This window comes from Geothrix sp. 21YS21S-4 (assembly GCF_030845995.1).
Taxonomy (GTDB): domain Bacteria; phylum Acidobacteriota; class Holophagae; order Holophagales; family Holophagaceae; genus Geothrix.
This window is the reverse complement of sequence record NZ_CP132719.1, coordinates 567,119-590,389: the sequence shown is the minus strand read 5'-3', so window position 1 is coordinate 590,389 and position 23,271 is coordinate 567,119. Positions and strand designations below refer to the sequence as shown.

At 61.8% G+C, this 23,271-nt stretch carries 8 protein-coding genes; 2 read left to right on the top strand and 6 right to left on the bottom strand.

Annotated features, from left to right (window positions below; translation table 11 throughout):
* Positions 1–2: 2 nt before the first annotated feature.
* The 5 genes from RAH39_RS02755 to RAH39_RS02735 all read right to left on the bottom strand — a co-directional run bounded on the left by RAH39_RS02755 (position 3) and on the right by RAH39_RS02735 (position 19,189).
* Entirely contained in the window at positions 3–8,675 is an 8,673-nt protein-coding gene (locus RAH39_RS02755) for a putative Ig domain-containing protein (RefSeq protein WP_306591275.1), read from the bottom strand.
* Positions 8,676–8,682: 7 nt separating this feature from the next.
* Positions 8,683–12,036 (bottom strand): RHS repeat domain-containing protein, encoded by a 3,354-nt coding sequence (locus RAH39_RS02750; protein ID WP_306591274.1) that lies wholly within the window; start codon positions 12,034–12,036, stop codon positions 8,683–8,685.
* A 15-nt stretch (positions 12,037–12,051) separates the two neighbouring features.
* Positions 12,052–17,979: an RHS repeat domain-containing protein gene (locus RAH39_RS02745; protein WP_306591273.1), complete on the bottom strand. Its 5,928-nt coding sequence runs from the start codon at positions 17,977–17,979 to the stop codon at positions 12,052–12,054.
* Between the two features lie 14 nt (positions 17,980–17,993).
* Positions 17,994–18,497: a hypothetical protein gene (locus RAH39_RS02740; protein WP_306591272.1), complete on the bottom strand. Its 504-nt coding sequence runs from the start codon at positions 18,495–18,497 to the stop codon at positions 17,994–17,996.
* A gap of 167 nt (positions 18,498–18,664) precedes the next feature.
* Complete coding sequence (locus RAH39_RS02735) at positions 18,665–19,189, bottom strand: OmpH/Skp family outer membrane protein (protein WP_306591271.1); 525 nt, start codon at positions 19,187–19,189, stop codon at positions 18,665–18,667.
* Between the two features lie 288 nt (positions 19,190–19,477).
* Between RAH39_RS02735 and RAH39_RS02730 the strand changes: the two genes are divergently transcribed.
* Positions 19,478–20,458 (top strand): zinc-dependent alcohol dehydrogenase family protein, encoded by a 981-nt coding sequence (locus RAH39_RS02730; protein WP_306591270.1) that lies wholly within the window; start codon positions 19,478–19,480, stop codon positions 20,456–20,458.
* Positions 20,459–20,470: 12 nt separating this feature from the next.
* Here RAH39_RS02730 and cadR read toward each other — a convergent pair whose 3' ends face one another.
* Entirely contained in the window at positions 20,471–20,950 is a 480-nt protein-coding gene (gene cadR, locus RAH39_RS02725) for a Cd(II)/Pb(II)-responsive transcriptional regulator (RefSeq protein ID WP_306591269.1), read from the bottom strand.
* Between the two features lie 75 nt (positions 20,951–21,025).
* Here cadR and RAH39_RS02720 point away from each other — a divergent pair, with 75 nt between their 5' ends.
* Positions 21,026–23,197 (top strand): heavy metal translocating P-type ATPase, encoded by a 2,172-nt coding sequence (locus RAH39_RS02720; RefSeq protein ID WP_306591268.1) that lies wholly within the window; start codon positions 21,026–21,028, stop codon positions 23,195–23,197.
* Positions 23,198–23,271 lie beyond the last annotated feature (74 nt).

Here is a 23,271-nt window from a genome sequence, read left to right as displayed (position 1 = left end):
CCTTACTCAGATTTAACATCGGCGGGTTGGGGGGACTGGGCTAATTCCGGAATTTCAACTTGTGTTCCGCTCTTTATCAGTCCTTCAACTTCCTTTTGAGCTAATCCCGTCGCTATCTCATATTTTGTCTTATCTCCAATCAGTTCAGATCCACGCATACTAGTAGGTTTATCATGATTCATTACCTCATGGGTGCCGGGGCTCTTATCATGTGGGTTTAAAATACTAAATGATCCAGTTCGCATCTCCTTCTCAAGCACAGATTTAAACTGTGGATCCACCCCGCCTTTTATAACCTCAGTGAAAGTAGGTATGCTTTCCGGGCTGACCCCAGGATGTTCTCGGACATACAACTCAATGTAGTTACTATGAGAGTAGAGATCACCGACTCTATGACTGGTCGAGGCAAGACTAAAAGGATTGTTCAAATTTGCCCTATCTATTTTTGCGTTCCAATTACTAACAATTCCTTTGTAATCCATATCGTCAAAATGTTGAGATGGTTTTGTTTGCGTGAAAACATCAATAACACCCGACCATAGCACTACAATTTTTGTCCACATCCAATTGGCCTGAGGAAGAGTATTTTGCAATGCTTTCTCTGTAATACCCATATGAGTCGGGATGTCAAATTTCCCCGTCGGATCTTGTTTCCCAATAGGATAATTACCTGCATACATATATGGATTCGGATATTGTCCTGCTGGGTCCTCACTCAGGAATCGACCGATCTCCGGCAAGTAATACCGCGCCCCGTAGTAGTAAAGCCCCTGCTCCTCATCCAGCATCTGCCCTGTGTAGCGGTGGCTGTCCTTCTCCCCGAATGACCGCAGGTTGATCCCAAACGGATCATCATCTCCCGTGAATCGGTGCTGCCCGTTCTGGTCGATGAGGAGTTTGGTGCTGCCCAGGTGGTCGGTGATGAACCAATCTACGCGCCCGAGTCTGTTTTCGGGAATCCACGAATCCGGAAGGGTCTGCCCCGTATCCTCCACGAGTTCCGCCTGGTCGTAAGTCCCGGCCTCATTCAAAACAATTCTCAGGTTCCCTCCGGGAGCCGAGAGTCCCCGCTGAACCTCCGGCGTCCATCCCGCTCCCAGGTTCTTCCAGATGCTGAAGAGATACTGCTTGCCTGGGTCCAATCCGCTGACGGTCCGCTCGTAGCTGCCGCCCGCGCTGACCTTCAGCGCATGCAGGCCCTCCCGGGAGATGCCCGGGCCGACATCCGCCACCTCGGCGCCGCCAGCCATGACACCTCCACCGGTTCCCAAGGTGTATTCAAACCCAGGATCCGGCCACAGGTTCGCCTGGCCGCTGATCGTCGCTGACGCCGGCAGGCTTCTCACAGCTACTTCATCGAAATAGACCTTCGGCCCATCCACATCGGGAATCAGCAGACGAACCTTCAACTCCGAGCCTGCCGTCAGGGTGGCCCCAGCTTTGATGGGCGTCCATGCAGTCGCAGCACTCAAGGGGCTCTGCGCCAGCACCGTTCCATCGGCTCTCACCAACTGGATCTGTCCCGACGCCACCCCTGTCTCGCTCCGCACCTTCGCGGAGACCTCCACCTTGTCGTTGATGCCGAAACTCCCCAGGGACTGCTCCACATAGCCGGTCCCCGACCCCTTCGTCATCGCCAGCACCTGCCCCTGAACCGACCCTGTCGCGGTGTCGGCGACCACCTGCATCATCGATCCCGCCGAAATCCCCGCGCGCCATCCGCCCAGGTTCCCTCCGGCTGCGGCCGCCTCGAAGCCCCCATTCAGGAGCCCTACGGACTTCACCGGCTGGCCGTCCTCGTCCCAGGAAACGCGAGCCAGTCGCGATCCTGCGCCGAACACGTAGGCCGTATACCGCCTGGACGCGCCTCCGCCTTCGCCGGGACCGCCCCCCCAGAACCGCAACCCTTCAAAGAATCCCTGAGCTCCGGCCGGGCACTGCCCCACGTTGATGAAGATCAGGGCCTTCGTGGCGCCCGCAGGCGCGGTTCCCGTCGTCGTCAGCTTCACCCAGTCCGTCCCGTGCGTCAGGCCGGAAGCCCCCCAACCCAGCGCCGTCTGACTGTCCGAATCGAATCGGATCCCCAGGATCGCGTCTCCGGAGGTCATGCCGATCGTTCTGGCCCGGCACTCTCCCGAAAGCACGTCCCCCCCCTGGCAGGGGACCGTATAGTAGCTTCCTCCCCATCCCGTGGGGTCCGCGGTGAGCGCGACCGAACCGGCCCCTTGCCACAAGTTGCCGCCTCCGCTCCGCTGCTCCATCTCCATCAGGACTTCCGTCCCGTTCGCCAGATAGGACGTCTCGCGGTCCGAGACCACCTTCGCCCCCTGCGTCACCTTGTCCCGCTTGTAGATGCGCGTCCCGCTCATGTCGTAGCGCAGGCTGCTCTCCACTGTCCGGCCGTCCGCGGCCGCCCGCGCCATCCCGGTCGGCAGCCGCATGAACCGCGAGTCCCCGTAGGTCAGGGACTGCTTCTTTCCATCCCTCCAGATCTCGCTGGCGGCGCCATCCGCCGTGTAGGCGAACCCGTCGCCCGCGCTGGCGTCCCCACCGCTGGCGCCTTGAAAGAGTCCTCCTTCCGTCCGCAGCAGCTGGTTGGTTCCGCTCTTGTAGCGGTAGGTCCACGTCGCGCCCTTAGCTTGGGAGGGATCCGAATCGTAGGACGCCACCGCGTGCGTCTCGCGATTTCCATGGGCGTCGTAGGTGTAGGACGTATGGTCCGTGAAGACGCCCGTCCCCCCCGCGTTCTTGAAGATGCCTTCGGCTCTGACCAACTGGCCCAGAGGATCGTAACCGTACTGATAAATGCTGCGCGTGGCGGCATCCCGGGCCTTGGGCGTCGTCGCCAACAATGCCGACACGTTCTCCTGAAGCTGCCGGTTCACCTCTACGGAGGTGATCAGCCCCGTATCGCTGTCGGCATACTCCAGGTTCTCGACAAAACGGGGCTTCTTGAACACCGTGTCATCCGCCGGCAATGAGGGCGTAGGTGCCGGTGTAGTGCCGTCGCCCAGCCCCTGCACCGACCAAGAGAACGACTGGGTGGTCGTCAAAGCCGCGGCCGGCGCCGGTGGTTGGTCCGTCACGCTCAAAGTCAGCGAGGCGCTTCCCGCCGCCGTGGGGATTCCCATCAGCCGTCGGCTGGATACGTCGAACGTGAGTCCCACGGGCAAGCCTGCAAGCATCGGCGCTCCGAGAGGATCTCCATCCGGATCGCTCAGAAGTGGCAGATCGACCACCACATACGTGCCAGCTCGCAATGCGGGGAGCGTCCATGTTCCGATCACCGGAGGCCGGTTAATGGAGACCATCACCGTCTTGTCAGTGGTCCCTTTGAGGTTGGTGGCCACCAGATGGTAGGCCACAGAGGACTGGCTCTGCGCGTCCGTGGAAGGAGTCACGGTAAGGCTGCCGGAGGCCGGCAATCCAACCTGCAGGGTGGGGCCCCCGACCACTTCGACCAACAAGGCACTAAGCGGCCCATCCACCTGCCAATTCAGCTTGGCGGTCTGACCGGGGCTGAGCCGGGCGGCATCCACTGAAAAAATTCCGATGGAGGGAGCATCGGTGGGAAGGGTGGTGGTGTACGTCGTCGTCTTGATGGCTACGCCGCCCTTTCCATCTTTGACGGTGTAGGTAATGGAATACGTTCCCACCTTTCCCGAGGTGCCCTGGAAGACGCGGGTGGCGGGATCGAACGTGAACGACAGCCCATCCGCGGGGAAACTCACCTCATAGGTCAAAGCGTCGCCATCCGGATCCGTCGCGGCCGGCAGCACGAAGGACTGGGCCGTATTGGTAGGGAAGGTCTGCGGCACCGGATCTACCGTAAAGACGGGCGGGCGATTGAGGTGAACCACGACCTGGGCCGTTGTAGAACCGGACGCGTTGGTCGCCCTCAAGGTATACCGCGTACTCTGGGTTGGATTCTTGGTCGCCGAAGTCCCCAAATTCCCACCTCCGCCTTCCGGCGGATCGTCGGTGGGAATCATGCTGGCGCGAAGCGCGGTAAAGGGTTCCTCAAGGACTGCGTAGTTTCCGTCATACTGCGCCGAAACGAACTGGGCATCCCAATGAAGGGACACGGGCTGGCCCGCCTGGATGTTGAGATCCGCCGTCGGGCTCCCCCCAGAAACCGTGCCAAGGAAGGAATTGATCACAGGCAGCGGCACATTCACCGTCAAAGTCAACGACTGGCTGAGCTGGGCTCCTCCGGAATCAGTGGCGGCATAGGTCACTGTGAAGAAGGCAGGATAGCTGGCCTGGAGCCCCAGGGTCCCGATGATCCGGTGGTTGGCCGCGTCGAAGCTCAACCCGGCGGGTAGCGTGCCCGTCAATGAATACGTGATTGCATCGCCATCGGGATCGGCCGCCGGTGGGAGCGTTGCATTCACCGGCGTGAGGCCGGTCCAGGCCAGGTTTATGGGTGCTGTGGTCCAGGTCGGGAAACGGTTGACGTTGACCCTGAGCTCGGCGCTCACGGAACCGGACTGGTTGATGGCCGTCAAGACGTAACGGGTGTTCCTCGACGGAGAAACGGCCGTGGAAGTTCGCGGCTCCACAGGATTGCCGCCTGTTCCGCCCCCACCGCCACCTCCTTCGCCAGGGTCCTGAATGGGAACGTTGATGATCGTCGCCTTCAGTGTGGACAGCGCCTCTTCGCCGAGCTCGTAACGGCCTAGCGAAGCGGAAGACACAAACAGCGCTCCCCAATTCAGAGTCACCGTCTGACCTGCTTTGACGGTGATGGCCGAAGCAGAGGATACCCCCGGAGCAGATGCCTGAAATGTGGTAATGACTGGAGGAGGGAACTTTACGGTCAGGGTGAGCGACTGGGAGACCTGTCCGCCTTTGGGATCCGTCGCCGTATAAACCACGGGGAATGCGACAGGATAATCGGCTTGGGCCGCCAGGGTGCCGCTGATCCGGCGAGTGGCGGCATTGAAGGTCACTCCCGCGGGGAGGTTCCCCGACAGGGAGTAGCTGAGTCCGTCCCCATCGGGATCCGTGGCGGCAGGTAGGGTGGTATCAACCGCAGTCAACCCCGTCCACAACTGATCCACCGGCAGACTGGTCCAAACCGGGGGACGATTGATGTTGATGACCACTTGGGCTGTCGTCGTCCCCGAACTGTTGCTGGCACTCAGAATGTAGCGCGTCCCCACACCGGGCGTGACCGTCGCCGAGGTGCCCAGGGAATTCCCGCCACCCCCTCCTTCACCTCCATCAATGGGAATCATCGTAGCTCGCAAGGTCGTGAGCGCCTGATCGGAAAGCGAGTAATTCCCATCCGTGTTGGCGGAAACGTACTGCGCCGTCCAACGGAGCGTGACGGCTTGTCCCGCCTGCGCCTGAACCGTGGTTCCTGCCGTTCCTCCCGCAGGGGTGGCCGTGAAAGAGGTGATCACCGGAAGCGGAACGTTCACTCGGAACGTCAGACTTTGACCAAGCTGGGCCCCTCGCGTGTCGGTGGCGACATAGGTGACCGAGAAACTGGCCGGATAGCTGGCCTGGGCCGCGAGAACCCCTGTAATCCGCCGGGTGGCAGGATCAAAGCTCAATCCGACGGGCAAAGTTCCCACGATGGAGTAGCTGACGGCATCCCCATCGGGATCCGTCGCGGATGGCAGCGTCGCATCCACCCCCGTCAGCCCCGTCCAGGTCATTCCTGCAGGTGTGACGTTCCAGCTCGGAGGACGGTTGACGTTAACCGTGACTTGGGCTGTGGCGGAACCGGACGCGTTGCTGGCCGTCAGAATGTAGCGGCTGCTCCTTGAAGGTGTGACGGTCGTGGACGTGCTGGGCTCCGTGGGGGTCGTGCCTCCCCCTCCGCCGCCACTTCCTCCCCCGCCGGGATCGTCGATGGGAACGTTGATGATTGTCGCCTTCAGCGTGGACAGCGCCTCTTCTCCCAGACCATAGCCCCCACCGGTCGCCAGTGACACATTCTGGGCGGCCCAGGCCAGGTTGACGGCTTGCCCCGCATTGATGGTGATCGCGGGAGCGGCCGAAACGCCCGAAGCCGAAGCCACGAACCAAGTGATCACGGGAAGGGGAGCCTTGACCGTAAAGGAAAGAGATTGACTAATCTGCGCGCCACGGACATCCGTCGCGATATAAGTCAGCGCGAACCCCGCCGGATAAGCAGATTGGGTGGATAGGGTGCCGTACACGCGGCGGTTGGCTGAGTCGAACGTCAATCCGCCAGGCAGGCTTCCGGACAGAGCATAGGAAATGGCATCCCCATCCGGATCCGTCGCACCCGGCAGCGTGAGATCCACGAAGGTCTGGCCGGGCCAAGCTTGCGCGGGAAGTGTGGCGTTCCAAATAGGGGGCCGATTCACCTGGACCAATACGGTGGCTGTGGCCGAACCGGAACGATTGGAAGCCGTGAGTACGTACGTGGTCGCCTGGGAGGGCGCCACCCCCATGCTGACCGCAATCCCGGCATTGGTGGAGCCACCCTGACCTTGGACCTGGACGCTGTAGTTCCCCCCATAAGAGGTCGACACGTACTGGGCATTCCACTGGAGCGTGGATGCCCCCCCTTGGACCACCGTCGAAGGGAGGGCCGTGAAAGCCGTGATGATGGGTTTTGGCACGTCGACCACGAAAGTGGCCGTCTGGGCGACACCGCCGCCTTTCCCGTCGCTGGCGGAATAGGTCAGAGAGAAGGTGGAGGGATAACTGCCCAAAGCGCTCAACGTGCCGTAGACCCTGCGAGAAGCAGGATCAAAGGCCAACCCGGGCGGCAGGGTGCCGGAAAGCCCATAGGCGATTCCGTCACCATCCGGATCAGACGCCGAAGGAAGCGTGACATCCACACCGGAAAGCCCTGGCCAGGTTTGAGCGGACACGGTTCCATTGAAGGAGGGAGCCCGGTTGACGTAGACGATCACCTGGGCGGTAGCGCTGGCCGAGTCGTTCCGCGCCGTCAAAATATAGCGCGTGCTGCGGGTGGGAATGGCGCTCGCAGAGGTACCAGGTTCCGTAGTCCCCCCTCCGCCACCACCGCCACCTCCCCCGCCTCCCCCAGGATCATCGATGGGAACCGAAATGAGGTGGCTGCGCAGACCTGCCAGGGACTCTTCACCCAGGCTATAGTTACCGCCGGTGGCGCTAGACACGTTTTGGGCGGCCCAGTTGAAACTGACGGTCTGACCGCTCTGGACGCTGATGGAAGTGCCGGCAGATACGCCCGGGGCTGAAGCCGTGAACGAGGTGATCACCGGCGCGGGAGCATGTACTGTCAAATAGACCAACTGGGAGATCTGCGCTCCACGGGTGTCCGTCGCGAGGTAGCTGAGAGGAAAGGTTCTCGGATAAGGGCTGGTCCCCCCCAGCGTTCCCGTGATCCGGCGGCTGCCTGGATCAAAGGTCAATCCCGGGGGAAGGGTGCCGGAGAGGGCGTAGCCAATTCCATCTCCATCCGGATCGCTCGCCGCAGGGAGCGTGAGGTCGATGGAAATCATTGCGGGCCAATCCTGGGCTGACTGGATCGCCGTCCATGTGGGAGGTCGGTTTACCTGCACGGAAACGGCGGCGGTGGCAGAGCCGGACCGGTTGGAAGCGGTAAGCACGTAGGTGGTCGCCTGGGAAGGCGTCATCACCACGCTCTGTCCCAAACCCATCCCAGTGGAACCGCCCCCTTGAATCTGGACGGAATAACTTCCTCCGTAGGCACTGCTGACGTACTGCGCACCCCACTGGAGGGTGGTGCCATTGCCCAGCAGCACGAGGGAGGGCGATGCCGTGAAACTGCTGATGGAAGGTGGGGGAACGTCCACGTAGTAAACGGCAGACTGGGAAGCGGTTCCCCCTCGCCCATCGCTCACGTAATAGGTGATGGTGTAACCACTGGGATAGGAGGCGAGGGTGGTGGGCGTCCCCGTGATGCGGCGGCTTCCGGGATCGAAGGCCAAACCCGGCGGCAATCCCCATGCACTGTAGGAGACGCCGTCCCCATCCGGATCCGAGGCCGCAGCCAAGGTGATGTCGACGGGAACCAGAGCGGGGAGAGTTCGCCCCGACAGCCCCCCGCCGATCACGGGGGAGTGATTCACCGTCACCGTAGCATCCGCCGTGACGGTTCCATAGGCGTTACTCGCGGAAAGGCGATAAGTGGTGGTATTCGCCGGCGCGACGGAAACCGAACTCCCGCTCACGCTTCCAACCCCGGAAATGCTGAGGGAGGTTGCGCCACTCACCGACCAACTCAAGGTAGCAGATTGCCCTTGGAGAATGGCGGAAGGGGATGCGCCAAAGCTACCGATGGTAGGCGGGGCCGGAGCGATGACGGTCACCCGCGCAGTCGCCGAAGAAGCCACGAAATTCACATTGGCCGGCGTACGCCGGACGCTCAACGTCACGGTGTAGGTCCCTCCCGTGCCATAAGTCTTGGTGACGGTGGAACCGACCGCGGTCGTTCCATCCCCAAAATTCCAGTTGAAGACATTTCCGTAGTCCGTGCCCCCCCAGAACGAAATGGCCTGGCCTACATTGACTGTGATGGGGCCTGGGGGTTCGATATCGGCTCCGACCGGTTCGGCATCTCCGGGATCGGGAGGCATCACTGCGATCCTGGAAACAGGAAGAGGTTCTGCCGCCAGAGCAGTTCCGAGGAATCCAATCAACGTGAGGACCGCAGCCCGCAATCCCAATCGCATCATCTTCATCGCGCCCTCACTTGCCCTGGATGGTCAACGAACGCAGCCAGCCCTGCGGGTCCTGGACCATGCGCTTGGCGACAAAACCTTCGCCCGGCCCGTAGATCACCGACCGGATTTCTCCCGTCGGCTGGTAGGCATAGCGGGCGAAATAGGCTTTGTCCTGTAGAGTGCCTACGGCGAACAAACGGCCCAATTCATCGTAGGTATAGACCACTTGCAACGGATCTCCGCTAGGGCCCGACGGATACACGATCCGCTTCACACGCCCGGCAAAGTCATAGTAGATACCGACGGCGTGATGCTGCCACGCACCACGGCCGTCCAGGAGACTTACCCACCGAATGACGACTCGACCATCCTGATCGTAGAAATAGCGTTCGCGCGTCGCTCCGTCGAATGTGAGCGTCAGATGCCCATCCGGAAAGCGCTCCCACAACTCTTTGGCAGGGAGTAGATCCCGCACCGCCTGTGGAAGATTCGAAGCGGCCGCCAACGGGTCGTCCTCTCCGGTCACGTAGGCATCGTACAGGTTTCGTGAAAGTCCTTCGGTCGCCAATGCGGAAAAGGACGTGCCACTTTCGTTCGCCGGAACCACTCCTTCAATCTCGAAATTCGTACCAGGGGCTCCTGTCGTCTCTCCCACCGCCACCACGCGGAAGATCTGGTCGTAGTAGGTCCGGGTCCAGGTTTGGGGAGATTTTCTGCGCTGCCCTTCGGTCTGGCTGTAATAGGCCCGCCCCTTCTGATCGACCCAAAAGCGAGTGATGCCTTCGTCCGGATTGTGCGTGGCGACAAGGTGACCGGAAGCGTCGTAGGCATTGTGAGTGGCGTAGGGGAGCGGTGTTAATGAGGGAGAAGCAGATGCCGAAGGATTCCAGGCAAGGCTCGCGACGAGCAAAGCATGATCGGGGGCATATCCCCATTCCCCACTTATCCAGGTGAGGCCCTTGGGAGGAATCACCACCCTCAAATGACCTTCCGAATCAAACACATATTGGGTCACCAAGTCCTGCTGGACATCGGCCCGCATAGGCTCCGCCTGAACGACGGCTCCGCGATGACGGGGAGCGGCGGGAAGAAATGCCTTTCCCCGGAAATCCCGGAATTGATCCGTGTAGGTCCGGGTCGGGTTCACGATCTTGTAGACCGTCCTTCCTTCCGGATCTTTCACTTCCGCAACGGCGGACCCGTCGGGGTCCGTCACCATGCTGACCGTGCATGTCCCCTGCCCCTCGATCTCCACCGTTCCGTACTGGGTGTATGTAAATCCCGGCACTCGAGAGGAGGTCAGAGCATCGAGGCGGTCCTCGTCAATTTCGAGGCCGGCCATGCCCAAATTAGAATCCATGCTGAATTGATTGATTCGGACCGCATCCTCGGGACGGACAGCTCCGTTCTGGTCGATGACACGACTGTTCCGAATGCGCAGAGCAAGCCGAACAGGAATATCCCGAGTCGTCAGCCAAGCCGTGTCAAGATGCCCCCCCGAATCCACAGCAGCGGTCTGCTCCTGGCCGTCTACCACCCATTTGGCCTCGAAAGGACCACTGATCTGGATGCTCAAACTGATTTGAGCCTGGGGATAGACCAGCCCGATGGGCAACTGAACCTGGCCGCAAGGTTCTTCGTAGGTCTGTGTGTAAGGGTGGGTCTGGCCATTCTCGTCACGGTCGTCCCATGAGGCGAGATAGCTCTCCTGCGGCTGCAGAACGAGGGCCGGTTGAGAATCGGTGGTGTCCCAACCCCAATGCCCATCTGCCGTTATCCCAAGAGGAAGCGTCGACCCATCAAAAGTCTGTGTCCACTGTTGCTTCTGCGCTTTGATCTCCCCAAAGGGAAGAACTTCCCCGGGTTCGAAGCGGGCTCCCAAGGGCCGGGAAAGAACAGGGCGACCCGTCGGATCCTGGGAGGCCAGGGTGATGCCAAAGGGCTGACGCTGTTCGTTCAGGCGAACCTGCGCTTTGTCGCCCGCATAGGCCGCATCGCTCATGGCATCCTCGATGATCCGAGCACGAAGGACCGCGGCTTTTTTGATGGCATCCAAGCCGACAGAAGGCTCTCCCGGTAGGCTACGCACCCAACCCTGAGCGCTTTGGACGACACCGCTCGCATCCGAAGCAGCCCAACCGTAGCCCCCCACCAGAGGCTTGCCCAGGAAATCCTCCATATGCCCAGCCTTGAACACCACCGGCGTGGTGACGCCCCCTACCTGAAGCTGCTTGGCACCAGGGGGGAAACTCGGTCCACTGGCAGTACCCACCGCGAGGAACGCGATGTCGAGCGGGTCTCGTCCCGCGCTTCCGGCCCGCTCGTCCAGGAGGTAGGAAACGCTAAAGACCGGCTTAGCTAAAAGATCGCTTCCTTCCACAGACAAGCTGATGGGCCGATTGTCCAAAGATGGCCACAGACGAACGGAACCATCCGGATTTTTCGTCCCCCGTTCCTCATCGAGGTAACCCACCTGGACCGTGGCCACCCGGTTGGAAGCAGCCCATCCACCAGGAAGCGACGGAGAATCCATCTTTTCGATCAACTCGGAAGCAGTCGCCGCGAGGGAACGTTTCACCAAGGACGCCCGGCCTCCCTGGAGCACCGCAGAAGCCGACACGGGCTGGATGCTGATGGTGCCCGCACCTCCCGTAATGCCCCCCTGTCCCTTCCCGCCGATTTCCTGAGTCAGTACAGTGGAGCTTCCATCCCCGCGCTCGATCCAGAGCCACAGGACCTTGGCCCCATTCCCCCACCGACCGTCTCCCGGAAGGCTCCAGACGCTTCCCTTGTCGAGCGGAAGCTCCGTCCAAGCGCGCAATGGTTTTTCCGTATCCCCATCAATGACCTGATAACGGACTCGCCGCAGCGTCGATGCTTGTTCCAACCGAAGCGCGTAGGCGCCTGTCGACGGCCAATCGCCGCTTCCCACCAAGCGCTCACTTCCATCCTGGGTGAGATAGGCCCTTTGGAGCCATCCTCCTCCCGTCTCCTCCAAGCGGAATCCTGTTTCTAGGCGCTCTGGACGAACACCGCCGCCCTCTCGTTCCCAGCGGAGGTCCCATTCCAAGACATAGCTTCCTTCGAGCCAGGTCTTGCATGCCTCCGCAGGCCGCCACAGGTCGGTGACCTGATAACGGTTGGATCCCATGCGCACAGGCACCAGGTTTCGACTGGGAGCGACCTCCCTCCCTGCTTCATCCACAATGCGAAGCGTCACCGACTTCAAACTGCCGGTGCCTTCGAGCGTCCACAGCATTGGAACGTCACCGGCGAATTCCCGACAAATTCTCCGCGGCTCGAAGGCCACCTGCCCCACGACGGTCTGGGCGACCAGGAAGCACAGGAACGAAGGGAGAGGCCGAATGCGGGTTCTCATCATCTTCTCCTGCGCCTACTGCTGCGCGGCATGGCGGTATTGGGTGGCCGAAGAGGCCTGCCCATAGGGGTCGTAGGTCGCGATCAGACGACCGAGACCGTCATAGCGATAGCGAGTCGTTCGTCCATTGGAACCGGTAATGCTCGTCACGAGGCCGCAGGTTGGATCGTACGTGAAGTGGCTTATGGAGACGGGTGCCCCGTTTCGACGCCACGGGAAAATAGACACATCGTCCATCAGCACATTGGACAGCGTGGCGGTTGCGCCCGAATCCACCCGTGCTCGAAGGAGCCACCAGCCGCCTTCGGCGGGAACAGCCTTCTTCCAATGGATCGCCGCCCCACTGAGGGCCCCCTCGGCGGCTGAAGCCGTCGCCACTTTGACGAAGGCTCGGAATTCATAGCCTTCATCAGCCATGCCACTCGGGGCAGCGGGAATGCCAAAAGTGTGGGTGCCAAAATACGCACCCCCTCCCGTATAGGCAGTGGCCAACCGCACTCTTGGATCCGCGTCATCGCTCCGGCGATTGCAAGCAGGAGCGCCTACTTGGCGACCCTTCGGATCTTCGAAGTTGTAGTAGCGGACCTCTTGATACCGGGCGTTTCCGAATTTTGCAATGGGGAGGTTCCCAGCAGGCAATGTCGCCTCTCCGTAGGGGTATCCATAGACGCTGCATCCGAAGACACCATCCCCATCGATCGCCTCCAACGCATGGGCAAAGGCGTCATAGATGGTGGTGGCTCCTGCCATCAACCAGTTGGCATCCTTGAAAGGCTGGACCCGCGATGCCCAGCTTCCGCTTCCTGAATCCAGGTCCTTTGGAGTCCAGCCCCACCTCGGAGAGCTCGCTTCCCCAAAGACAGGGGGCGCAGCTCCCGTTCCCATACCATTCCACACGAACTCCCCACCCTTGAACCAAGCTCCGGGCTTCCGGTCTACGTCCTCCGGCTGCTGCCAAGTATCGATCTTGCTGTTCAGGAATGTTTCCGCACCAGTGGGGGAGATCCGAAGGGTCGTTCTCTGGGCAATCTGGCTGAGGGCGTGACCGAAACCCTTCACGGGTGGATTCCAGCCCGCGATCGCCTGGTCAGGCTCAGGGTCCTGATCCATGGCGGGATAGACCCAGTACGCTGGCCAGATGCGGTTCACGATCTTCTCGTGGTAATTGAAAGGATCTCCACCGTCCTTCTCGAACCGATTCCGGATAAAGGGAAGGGATTGCCCCCCACGGGGATTCGGAATCATCTCCGTCGAGCGCTCCGAAGAGGGCACGGTCTCGACCCGGCGTCCGCGCTGCCAGGTTTCTAGAGACGCGCCCGTACGGCGATCGAAGCGGGTATGGCGAAGCACGGTGAGAAGGCGCAGCCCTTCACCATACGTCCGAACTTCGGAGATCAGAGGAGCCAAACTGATCTCCCGCACACCCACAAGCGAGCTGTGCCATCCCGTTTCCACCACTTCTCTTTCCGGTGGATCGTCGCCCATCCAGAGGGAACGGCGATTGTTCTGGACCTGCTGGCTTAACGTAGGTGTTACGGTGTCGCGGGAGGTGATCACCCGCGTCGTGGACGAGGTCTGGGCGTTCATGACCGTCACGTTAATAGAGGCATTCAAGTAGCCTGGAGAGTCGCTGGGGAAGGATTGCCCGACGGTCCCTTCCGGATGGGCTGGATTACGTTCCACCAAGCGGGGCAGAGTGTTTCCTAAGGCCGGATCTCCAGACCAGGAATAGGTCATGTCGGGCCGAGGAGCATTACCCCCCAGCCGCTCCCGATCCTCGTCCGTCCCTGCGCTCATGCCGACAGGCAAAGCGCGGAGATAGCCTTCCAACTGTGTGAAACGGTTTTCGGTCCGGGTGAGCGGACGACCCAGCGCATCTCGATCCTCTCTCCACAGCAACTGGCCCCACCACGAACCCACGTTGAAGATTTCGGTCATCCGCACGCTATTGGTCATGACTTTTCCGTTTGCGCGTACGGTATTCACAAATTCAGCTTCACGCTGAAAATGAGGAAGATCACGAGGAGAGAGAAAGCGATAGACCGTTTCTCCCATGGGCGTGGAAACCCGCTGTGCGTTTCCACCCCGCTGGATCGGCTGAACCCCGGCGGGATAGGGATCGTCCGTCCAGGAATGCCTCACGATCACGCGGCTGTGAGTGATGCCTCCTCCTCCTTCATTGGCCCAGCCGCCTTTCTCCGTCTGGATCACGCGGTCATCCTGCAGGGAGAAGCCGAATGGGGGCGGTTCCTGCGCAGCTACGCCGCTGGAGGTCCACACACCGTCCACAAAATCTGTATAGCTATAGCCGGTGGTGTAGCGCCGCTGTCCATCAAAGCTGATGATGCGCTTCACACGAACTCCGCCTCCCAGTTTCGGAGTGGCCTGGGCGCGATTCCAACTCACGGTCATTGTCGCTGGTGGCCGTGCCGGCCATAGCATGGCGGGATCGGTGACCGTCAAATCTGCCCCACTCGACGTACTGGCGAGATGCACGAGGGCCGCCCGGTGAAGCACGTCTTTCCGGTTCTCATCAGGGCTGGAGTTGTATCCCATGCGCAGCATCACCATTCGGTCTACCGCTGCCGCTGCCACCGTAGCAGCGGCCTTCGTCTGCGGGGCCAAGTCCGCCAGCCATTTCTTGGCCGCGATGGACTGGGAACTCCCTTTTTCTTTCAGCGCCTTCACGGCATAGTGCCGCTTCAGGTCGACAGGATTGGGTGCACTCTCGATGGGGATGCGGCCATTTGCTTTCGACTGGGATATGGACGCTGTTTTCTTAAGGGCAGTCTGACTCAGGTCCACGGTTCCCAGGACCTTGAGGGGGCGGAGCTGAACGCGTCGCCGGAAAATCTCCCATTCTTCCGGCGAGACTGGCCAGCCGGTTGGGAGCTGAAGGGAGGGATCGGGATCTTGAGTCGCCTCTTGGAGCCAAGCCTCCATATCGACGGTATAAGATACGTCCTGAGCCGCGTAGGCCCGAGAGTTTTGAGGAATTCGGTCCTGGACGTAGGTGTAATCCTTGGGTTCGTATTGCACGTCGAGCGTGCCCCCACTGGGTAGGGTGACGCGCGTCAACGACCAAGCTGCCTGATCGTCTCCATTGACGTCTCGGTGGTTCCATAGCCCTCCATCCCGCTTGTAGAAACCCCAACGGTCGTATTTGTACTTGTCTCCCCAAGCCGGGTTGAAAGCATATTCGAAGCGATAGGGAGGAAGGACTGCGCTGCCGGCTTTCCCGTCCCGCCCGTACGTCCACACGGCTTTCAGGGTCAGTTTTCCTCCACCACTGCTATTGGGAACCCCTTGCTGCAGCTCGTAGGTGTAATCGAAATGCACCTGCTTGACCACTTGGCCGGTGGCCTTTTCCACAAGGTAGATGTCGTCGAGCCGCTGCATGGCGCCATCGGATACCAGGGCCGGCTTTCCCACCACCTGCTCGTCCCATTGACGGGCAAGATCCCGGAAGCCCTCCTGGCTGACCGGATCTCCCCAAAATTGGTCCTTTCTCAGAATCTGGACTTCGAAACGAGTCGTAACGCTGGTCTCGCAGACAGGAGGCTCCTGGTCGCTCAGGGCACGTTTCCCATCCGCCTCCAGCTTCGCCTTCAAGGGAGTCGGGGTTTGGGGCCCAGGGTGACTCGCACCCGCGGCGAAGGTGCGGCTTCGGCGTATGGCAGCCGTTTTGACCGGCACCCCATTCAGCACCATCGTCACGGATGTTCCTAGGTAGGTTGACGTCTCTGTACCGGTCAGCTCTCCCTCGCAGATTCCACTCGTGACCGTGTGGACATCGGAAGCATCCACATGCCACACCGCATCGGCAAAATTGAGCTGGACACCCAAGCGCTCAAGCCCATCCGATGACGTTGACAGCGTATAGGTCCCGGAGTTTCCTGAAACCGTTCCGATGCTCAGGGGAGTGGTGCTTCCGCCGATCTGTTGGCCGTCCTTGCGCGGGCTGGTCACGAAATGAGCCACATGAGTCGCCGTTTCGATTCGGCTAAGGTACTTGATTTGTTTAAAGCCGGATTGCATGGAGAACATCATCCCGGCCTTGTCCTTCCCCAAGGCGTCAATGCGATTGACCGGTCCGTCATTCATTCGCCCATCGACCGAAGAACTCCATTTGTACCGGTTAGCGGCTAATGCATAACTGAATCGAACCCAGCCGCCGTGGTCTCCATCCGAGAGCTTCCCGTCCTCGTCTGCATCCCAGTAATCGGGATACTTTAATTCGGAGAGGTACCATGCATAGGCGTAGTTGCCAGGGTTATTTACCTTGGAACGTAACCATTCCCCCACCAGGTCCTGCTTATTCGCACTGAGTGATTCGCTTTCCCAGTGCCATACAGGCTCACCAAAGGTGTACCGTTTCCCATCAGTCTCCCACACATCAAAGGCTGCAAAATGACCGCTTCCATCCAGACTCTCCTTGACGAATCGAGATCCCTTCTTAAAGGTCTTTCCCAAGACCAGTTGTTGAAGAGCATCTAGATCACCCAAAGAGAGTCGTTGAGACTCAGCCAGGCGCTGATTGAGCAAGCTTTTGAAGCCAACTTGGTCCATGCCGACATAATCAGGCTGAATTGACTCCGTATTATCGCCAAGGAACACAAAGCGAGGTTTGAATTTAGCAGGAACAGGAGTCTCTGTTCCCCAGGGCCAGTCTCTTCCTTCGTCCCACTTGTCCTTCACGACACGACGAGGGCGATAGACACGGTCTTCTCCTCGCGTGAGCTTCAATCCTCCCCCGGTTCCCTCCGCCATGACGGCATAGCCATCATTGCTCGGGAGATAGTGCAGTCCAGAGGCCAAAGCATGCTTTTCAGAATCATCTCGCATGGCTGCCGGGTCAGATTCCATCGTCCATTCATTAACGCGTTCGTCTTCGGCATTGATCTCGGTGTGATAGTAATAGCCGTACGCCTTTTCGGTATCGGTCTTATCTAGCCAGGATCGCGTGTAACTTGCGTGAATCCCAACCACTCCGATGCTGAACCCGATGCCGATCGTCTGACTATGCTGACCTCCTCCGGAATAGGATCCAAAGCTTCCGGAGGCTCCCCCGAAGTCATTCTTTGTGGCCAGACTGCTGGCCGCTTCGGACAAGTTCGTTTGAGTCGAAGTAGGACCAGATCCGCTCCTTTTAAAGGAATCGAGATTCAATGACACACCCGCATTCTTGCTTAAGCTCACGCCTCCACTCGCCAGGTCCATACTCGCGTTGAGTCCTGCGGAAAAACCTGGACCAGATACGCTCGCATTGGCGCTCGCCGTATAACTCACGCCTCCTCCCGGGGCGAAGTTGACGCTCACTCCCACGCTGGCAGAGGCGCTGAAGGGGCCTGCGTATACACCAACTCCGACCGAAAGGCCGATGCTTCCCCCAAATCCTTTAAAGCTGGTGTAACTGACTCCCGCCTCAATAAAGCAGAAAGTGACGCCAACAGAATAGGTCTCATAGACGTTGGAACGATAATTGGTATCGATCCCCACGCCTTTGAAATCATCGGGATAACCACGAACGGCGCGAGAGATGCTTCCAGGCTGCAGGTTCCATCCCAGCCCAACCCAGGAGGCATCTTCTCCATGCTGGATACCAGCATGGTAGCTCAAGGCCAGGGGATAGCCCCCTTCGGGCCCTGGAACATTGATGACGGGGATGGTATATGCGAAATCCCCAGACGCGAGATTTACCAGGTCAGTGGTGTTTACTGGCTCGAATTTCGTTACCTCTGGAGCTGTGGCCCCACCAGTTTCCGCTCGCAGGCTCTGCCAAAGGAGACTGCCTTGGTCTTGAATCATCAGGACCACAAGCACCAACGCGATCAGCCTCCGAACAGGCCGGTCGCATAGCGTCAACCGCCAGAGCCTTTCTGCGCGGCCACAAAGCCTTGCCGCAAAAGTTCTGGTCCCCTGGAATTGTTCCATGCCCATCATTTCCTACTCCACCCTCAGAATTTGTCTTTCTGCGCGGACTGCTTCCAAAGGCGCTTGATACGCCATGCAGCCAGGACAGGAGGAGCCTGTTCCATCTGGAAACGAAGCATCCCCATCCCCTGACCAAATTCGCGAACAATCACTTCGAAGGGAGGTTGAACGGGTCGCCCTTCGAACACTTTGGGAAACACGAGGAAGAAGCGGCGATCAAGCCCCATCCCGAAACTCCGCTGATAAGCAACCTCCAGCGGGGGCACTTCCTTTCCTCCTGAAAGCCTCAATCGAATGAAACCATCCATCTCGAACAAAACGCGCTGCAAGTTGCGAGCATGGTCTCCCCACATGCCGCCGTTGTTTTCGATATCAACGGAAAGGCGCTCTTGCTCAGTAAGTCCAGTCGTCCGCTTGGGACCAATGACGAGTTGAAAAGTCCACTGTCGACGAAGACGTTCTAGCGCTTCTTCCAATTCGCGCTCGGCCTGTGTTCCCTCGGCAAAAGGCACCAACTGAATCGCCATGGCTTCATCCGACCTGAATGAAAGAGCCGCTCTGAGAGGAGCAGCCCCGCCCTCGACCTCCACGGCTGTACGCGTGGAAACTTCCCGCTCTCGTTCTGCGGCACTCCGAGCGCCGCAGCCCAGGAGCAGAGCCATGGCAGATAGAAAGGGAAGAACCGACCGACGCATCAACGATTCAAATCGGATAGCAGCGCTTCCGTGACGTCCACGGTATCGTCGCCGTGAAGTACCACACCTCCATTGAGCGTCCCCAGGACCATGCGATAGCCATTCTTCTGGGCGAATTTCTTGATACCGGAATTGATCTCCGCCAGAGCAGGCCCCATCAACTCCTGCTCCCGGTGGCCTCCCTTCTCTCTGAGGAACTCCAACCGTGACCTCAGCTGCGATGCCTGTTCACGGACCTTCGGCTGCTGGAGCGAGCCTGACTTGAGGACCTCCTGCAGCTTGATCTCCAGTTGTTTGGATTCCTCGGCCCAGGCTGCCGAATCCTTTTGAAACTGTTCCCGCGCCTGAATGAGAACCCTTGCCCGGCTCATGAGTTCATTGGTCTTGACGAACACCATGTCGGCACGCCGCAGTCTGGATCCCATCCAGAACCCCAAGCCTCCCGCCACCACAGCCACCACCAAAGCAGCACTCAGCAAAGAAACCCCAAAGGGTGATGCAGTTCGACTCTTATCCACGCCCACGTAAAACCTCCATGGGCGATGCGCAAAGCACGACCCAAATTCTTTGAAAGGAAAAACGCAGTTTAAACAACCCTGCGGTAGGGTTTCAAGCCGGAAGCTCTTGTTAATTTTTGTTAAGATTTAAATATTTATTTAATTAAGTTTGTAGCAAATCGTACAAACCCCAGCCCCTTTTGTCATTTGGTCATTCAAAAAATACAAACCACGTGGTTCCGAACCGCCATGAAAGTGCCTATTTGACTCATTTCCAGCCCTCTCCGAAGCTGACCATCCAAAGAGGAGGCTCGCATGCGCGCGCAGGTGCTGACGGAGTTCGGGGGACCGGAGCGGCTGGAACTGCGGGACGTGCCCCGGCCAGAGGTGCGGCCGGGAACGGTCCTGGTCCGCATCGCGGCGGCGGCGGTGAACCAGGTGGACCTCAAGATCCGCGAGGGGCTGCCCATCGGGCCCGCCCTGCCGGCGATCCTGGGGGCGGATTTGGCGGGAACGGTGGAAGCCGTGGGCGACGGCGTGACGGATCTCCGGCCCGGCGACGAGGTCTACGGATGCGCGGGCGGCGTGCGGGGCCACGGCGGAACGCTGGCGGAGTGGATCGTGGCGGACGCGCGGCTGGTGGCCCCCAAGCCGCAATCGCTGTCCATGCGCGACGCCGCGGCCCTGCCGCTGGTGGCCATCACGGCGTGGGAAGCCCTGGAACGCGCGCAGGTCTCGGCCCGAGATCACGTCCTCGTGCATGGCGGCGCGGGGGGCGTGGGTCACGTCGGCGTGCAGCTCGCCAAGGCCCGGGGCGCCCGCGTGGCGGCCACGGTGGGGGCGGAGGATGCCGACGTGGTCCGCGAGCTGGGCGCGGACGAGGCCGTCCTGTTCCGCGAAGAGGCGGTGGCGGACTACGTGGGGCGCCTCACCCAGGGCCGGGGATTCGACGTGGTGTTCGACACCATCGGCGGCCCCAACCTGGCGCCGTCCTTCGCCGCAGCGGCCTCCGGCGGACGGGTGGCGACCACCAATGCCCGCACCACGGCGGACCTGTCGCCCCTCCACGCCAAGGCGCTGTCGCTCCACGTGGTGTTCATGCTGCTGCCCATGCTGGAGGGGCCCGGCCGCGAGGCCCACGGGCGCATCCTGCGCGAGGTGGCCGCCCTGGTGGACGCCGGGCGGCTGCGGCCCCTGGTGGATCCGGCCCGCTTCACGCTGGAGACGGCGCCGGACGCCCACCGGCACCTGGCCTCCGGAGCAGCCCGCGGAAAGGTGGTCGTCGAGATCGGCTGAGCGATCCCGCCTTCACGGGTGGAGGCGGCCTTCGCTCCCGCAGGCGTGGCGGGCGACATGGCTGGCGGGACTCCGTGGCGCCGGCTCCAAATCGGGGCCCGGGGGAAGGTCCAGCTCCCGCAGGATGCCGCAGTCCCGGGTGGGCTGCGCGCCGCGGCACTGGCCGCGCAGCTCGCTGAGCTGGGCTTCGAGCGCCCCCAGTTCCGAGATCCGGGCCCGGACGTGGGCCAGGTGGACTTCGACCAGGGCGTTGACGGAATCGCAGGTGCGTTCGGGATCGAGGCGGGCCAACAGCAGGGCGCGGATCTCGTCGTGGGCCATGTCCAGGGCCCGGCAGCGGCGGATGAAGGACAGCCGCTCCAGGTGGCCGCGGTCGTAGCGCCGGTAGTTCGCCCCGTCCCGGACCGCCACCGGCAGCAGCCCCTCCCGCTCGTAGTAGCGCACCGTCTCCACGGTGCAACCGGCCTGGGCCGCCAACTCTCCGATCTTCATGGGGCCTCCCCTTGACCCTGGAGCAGCTTCAGGGTTTTGAATGGTCGAGGATACGGAGGAAAGGGGCGTTCCGCCATGGGCTGCTGCGACGGACAGGAGGGCTGCACGGGGCGGAAAGACGCGGCTCCCGCCCCCGCTCCGCCGCCCGTCCTCAGCGGCACCGGCATCCGGACCCGGCTGCGGATCCTGGAGATGGACTGCCCCACGGAAGAGGCCATGATCCGCAAGCAGCTCGGAAGCATGGCCGCCGTCGAGCACCTGGAGTTCAACCTCCTCGGGCGGATCCTGACGGTGATCCACGCTCCCGGTTCGCTCGATTCCATCCTGGAGGCGGTGCGGGCCCTGGGGTTCCATCCTCGGCCAGAGGAGGATGCCGCCCCCCCCGGGGCCGAACGGGCCAAGGCCTGGTGGCCCCTCGTGCTGTCGGCCATCGCCGCCCTGGGATCCGAAGCCGCGGGATGGGCGGGCCTGCCCCCCTGGACGGCCGCCGTCCTCGGCATCCTGGCGGTGGCCATCGGCGGGCTGCCCACCTACCGCAAGGGCTGGACGGCCCTGTACCACGGCAACCTGAACATCAACGCCCTGATGAGCCTGGCGGTGACCGGCGCCATGGCCCTGGGCCAGTGGCCGGAGGCGGCCATGGTGATGGTCCTGTTCGCGGTGGCGGAGCGGCTGGAAGCCCGATCGCTGGACCGTGCCCGCCGCGCCATCCAGGGCCTGCTCCGCCTGATTCCCGACACGGCCACCCTGCGGCAGGCGGACGGCTCCTGGCGCGACGTGCCGGCGGCGGCGGTGCCGGTGGGCAGCGTGGTGCGGATCAAGCCGGGCGAGCGCATCGCCTTGGATGGCGAAGTGCTCGGCGGCCGGTCCGCCGTGGACCAGGCCCCCATCACGGGCGAGAGCCTGCCCGTGGACAAGGCTGAGGGCGATCCGGTCTTCGCCGGGACGATCAACGGATCCGGCGCCCTGGAGTGCCGCGTCACCGCGGTGGCCTCCGACAGCACCCTGGCCCACATCATCCACGCGGTGGAGGACGCCCAGGGCGCGAAGGCGCCGACCCAGCGCTTCGTGGACCGGTTCGCGAAGACCTATACGCCCGCGGTGTTCGCCCTCGCCGTGGCGGTGGCGGTCCTTCCCCCGCTGCTGGCGGGCGGCGCCTGGTCCGCGTGGATCTACCGCGCGCTGGTGCTGCTGGTCATCGCGTGCCCCTGCGCCCTCGTCATCTCCACCCCCGTGACCATCGTCAGCGGCCTGGCCGCGGCCGCCCGGCGCGGGATCCTGATCAAGGGCGGCGTCCACCTGGAGGAGGGCCGCAAGCTGGCCTGGCTGGCCCTCGACAAGACCGGCACCCTCACCCACGGAAAGCCCGTCCAGACTGACTTCGAGCCCTGGGGCGACGCGGATCCTGGACAGAGCCGGCGCCTCGCCGCCGGCCTCGCCGCGCGGTCGGACCATCCGGTCTCCGAGGCCGTGGCCCGGGCCGCGGAGGAGGCGGACGTGGTCCCCTTCGCCGTCGAGGCCTTCGAGGCCCTGCCCGGCCGCGGGGTACGCGGACTCGTGGACGGGGACGCCCACTTCCTGGGGAACCACCGGCTGGTGGAGGAGCTGGGCCGCTGCTCGCCGGAGCTGGAAGCGCGCCTGGACGCCCTCGAACGGCAGGGCAAGACCGCGGTCGTCCTGGGGGACGCGCGGCGGATCCTCGCCGTGTTCGCCGTGGCCGACACGGTGAGGGAGCACAGCCGCGAGGCGGTGGCGGACCTGCATCGGCTGGGCATCCGCACGATGATGCTGACGGGCGACAACCCCCACACGGCCCAGGCCATCGGGGAGCAGGTCGGCATCGACCGGATCCAAGGCAACCTCCTGCCCGCGGACAAGCTGGCCCTGATCGAAGGCCTCGCTGCCGAAGGTCCCGTGGGGATGGCGGGCGACGGGATCAACGACGCCCCGGCGCTGGCCCGGGCCGACATCGGGTTCTCCATGGGCGCCATGGGCACGGACGTCGCCATCGAGGCCGCCGACGTGGCCCTGATGGACGACGACCTGCGGAAGGTCCCCGCCTTCGTGCGCCTCTCCCAGGCCACCCACGCGGTGCTCGTCCAGAACATCGCCCTCGCCCTGGGCATCAAGGCGGTCTTCCTGGCGCTGACCCTCGCCGGGAGGGGCACCATGTGGATGGCCGTCTTCGCCGACATGGGCACCAGCCTGCTGGTGGTCGGCAACGGGCTGCGGCTGCTGCGGAAGTAGCGCGGCGCCCCGGGGAACGCAGGTCCCGCGAACCTCTCCGGAGGTTCCGCGGGAGATCATCATGTAATCAACAT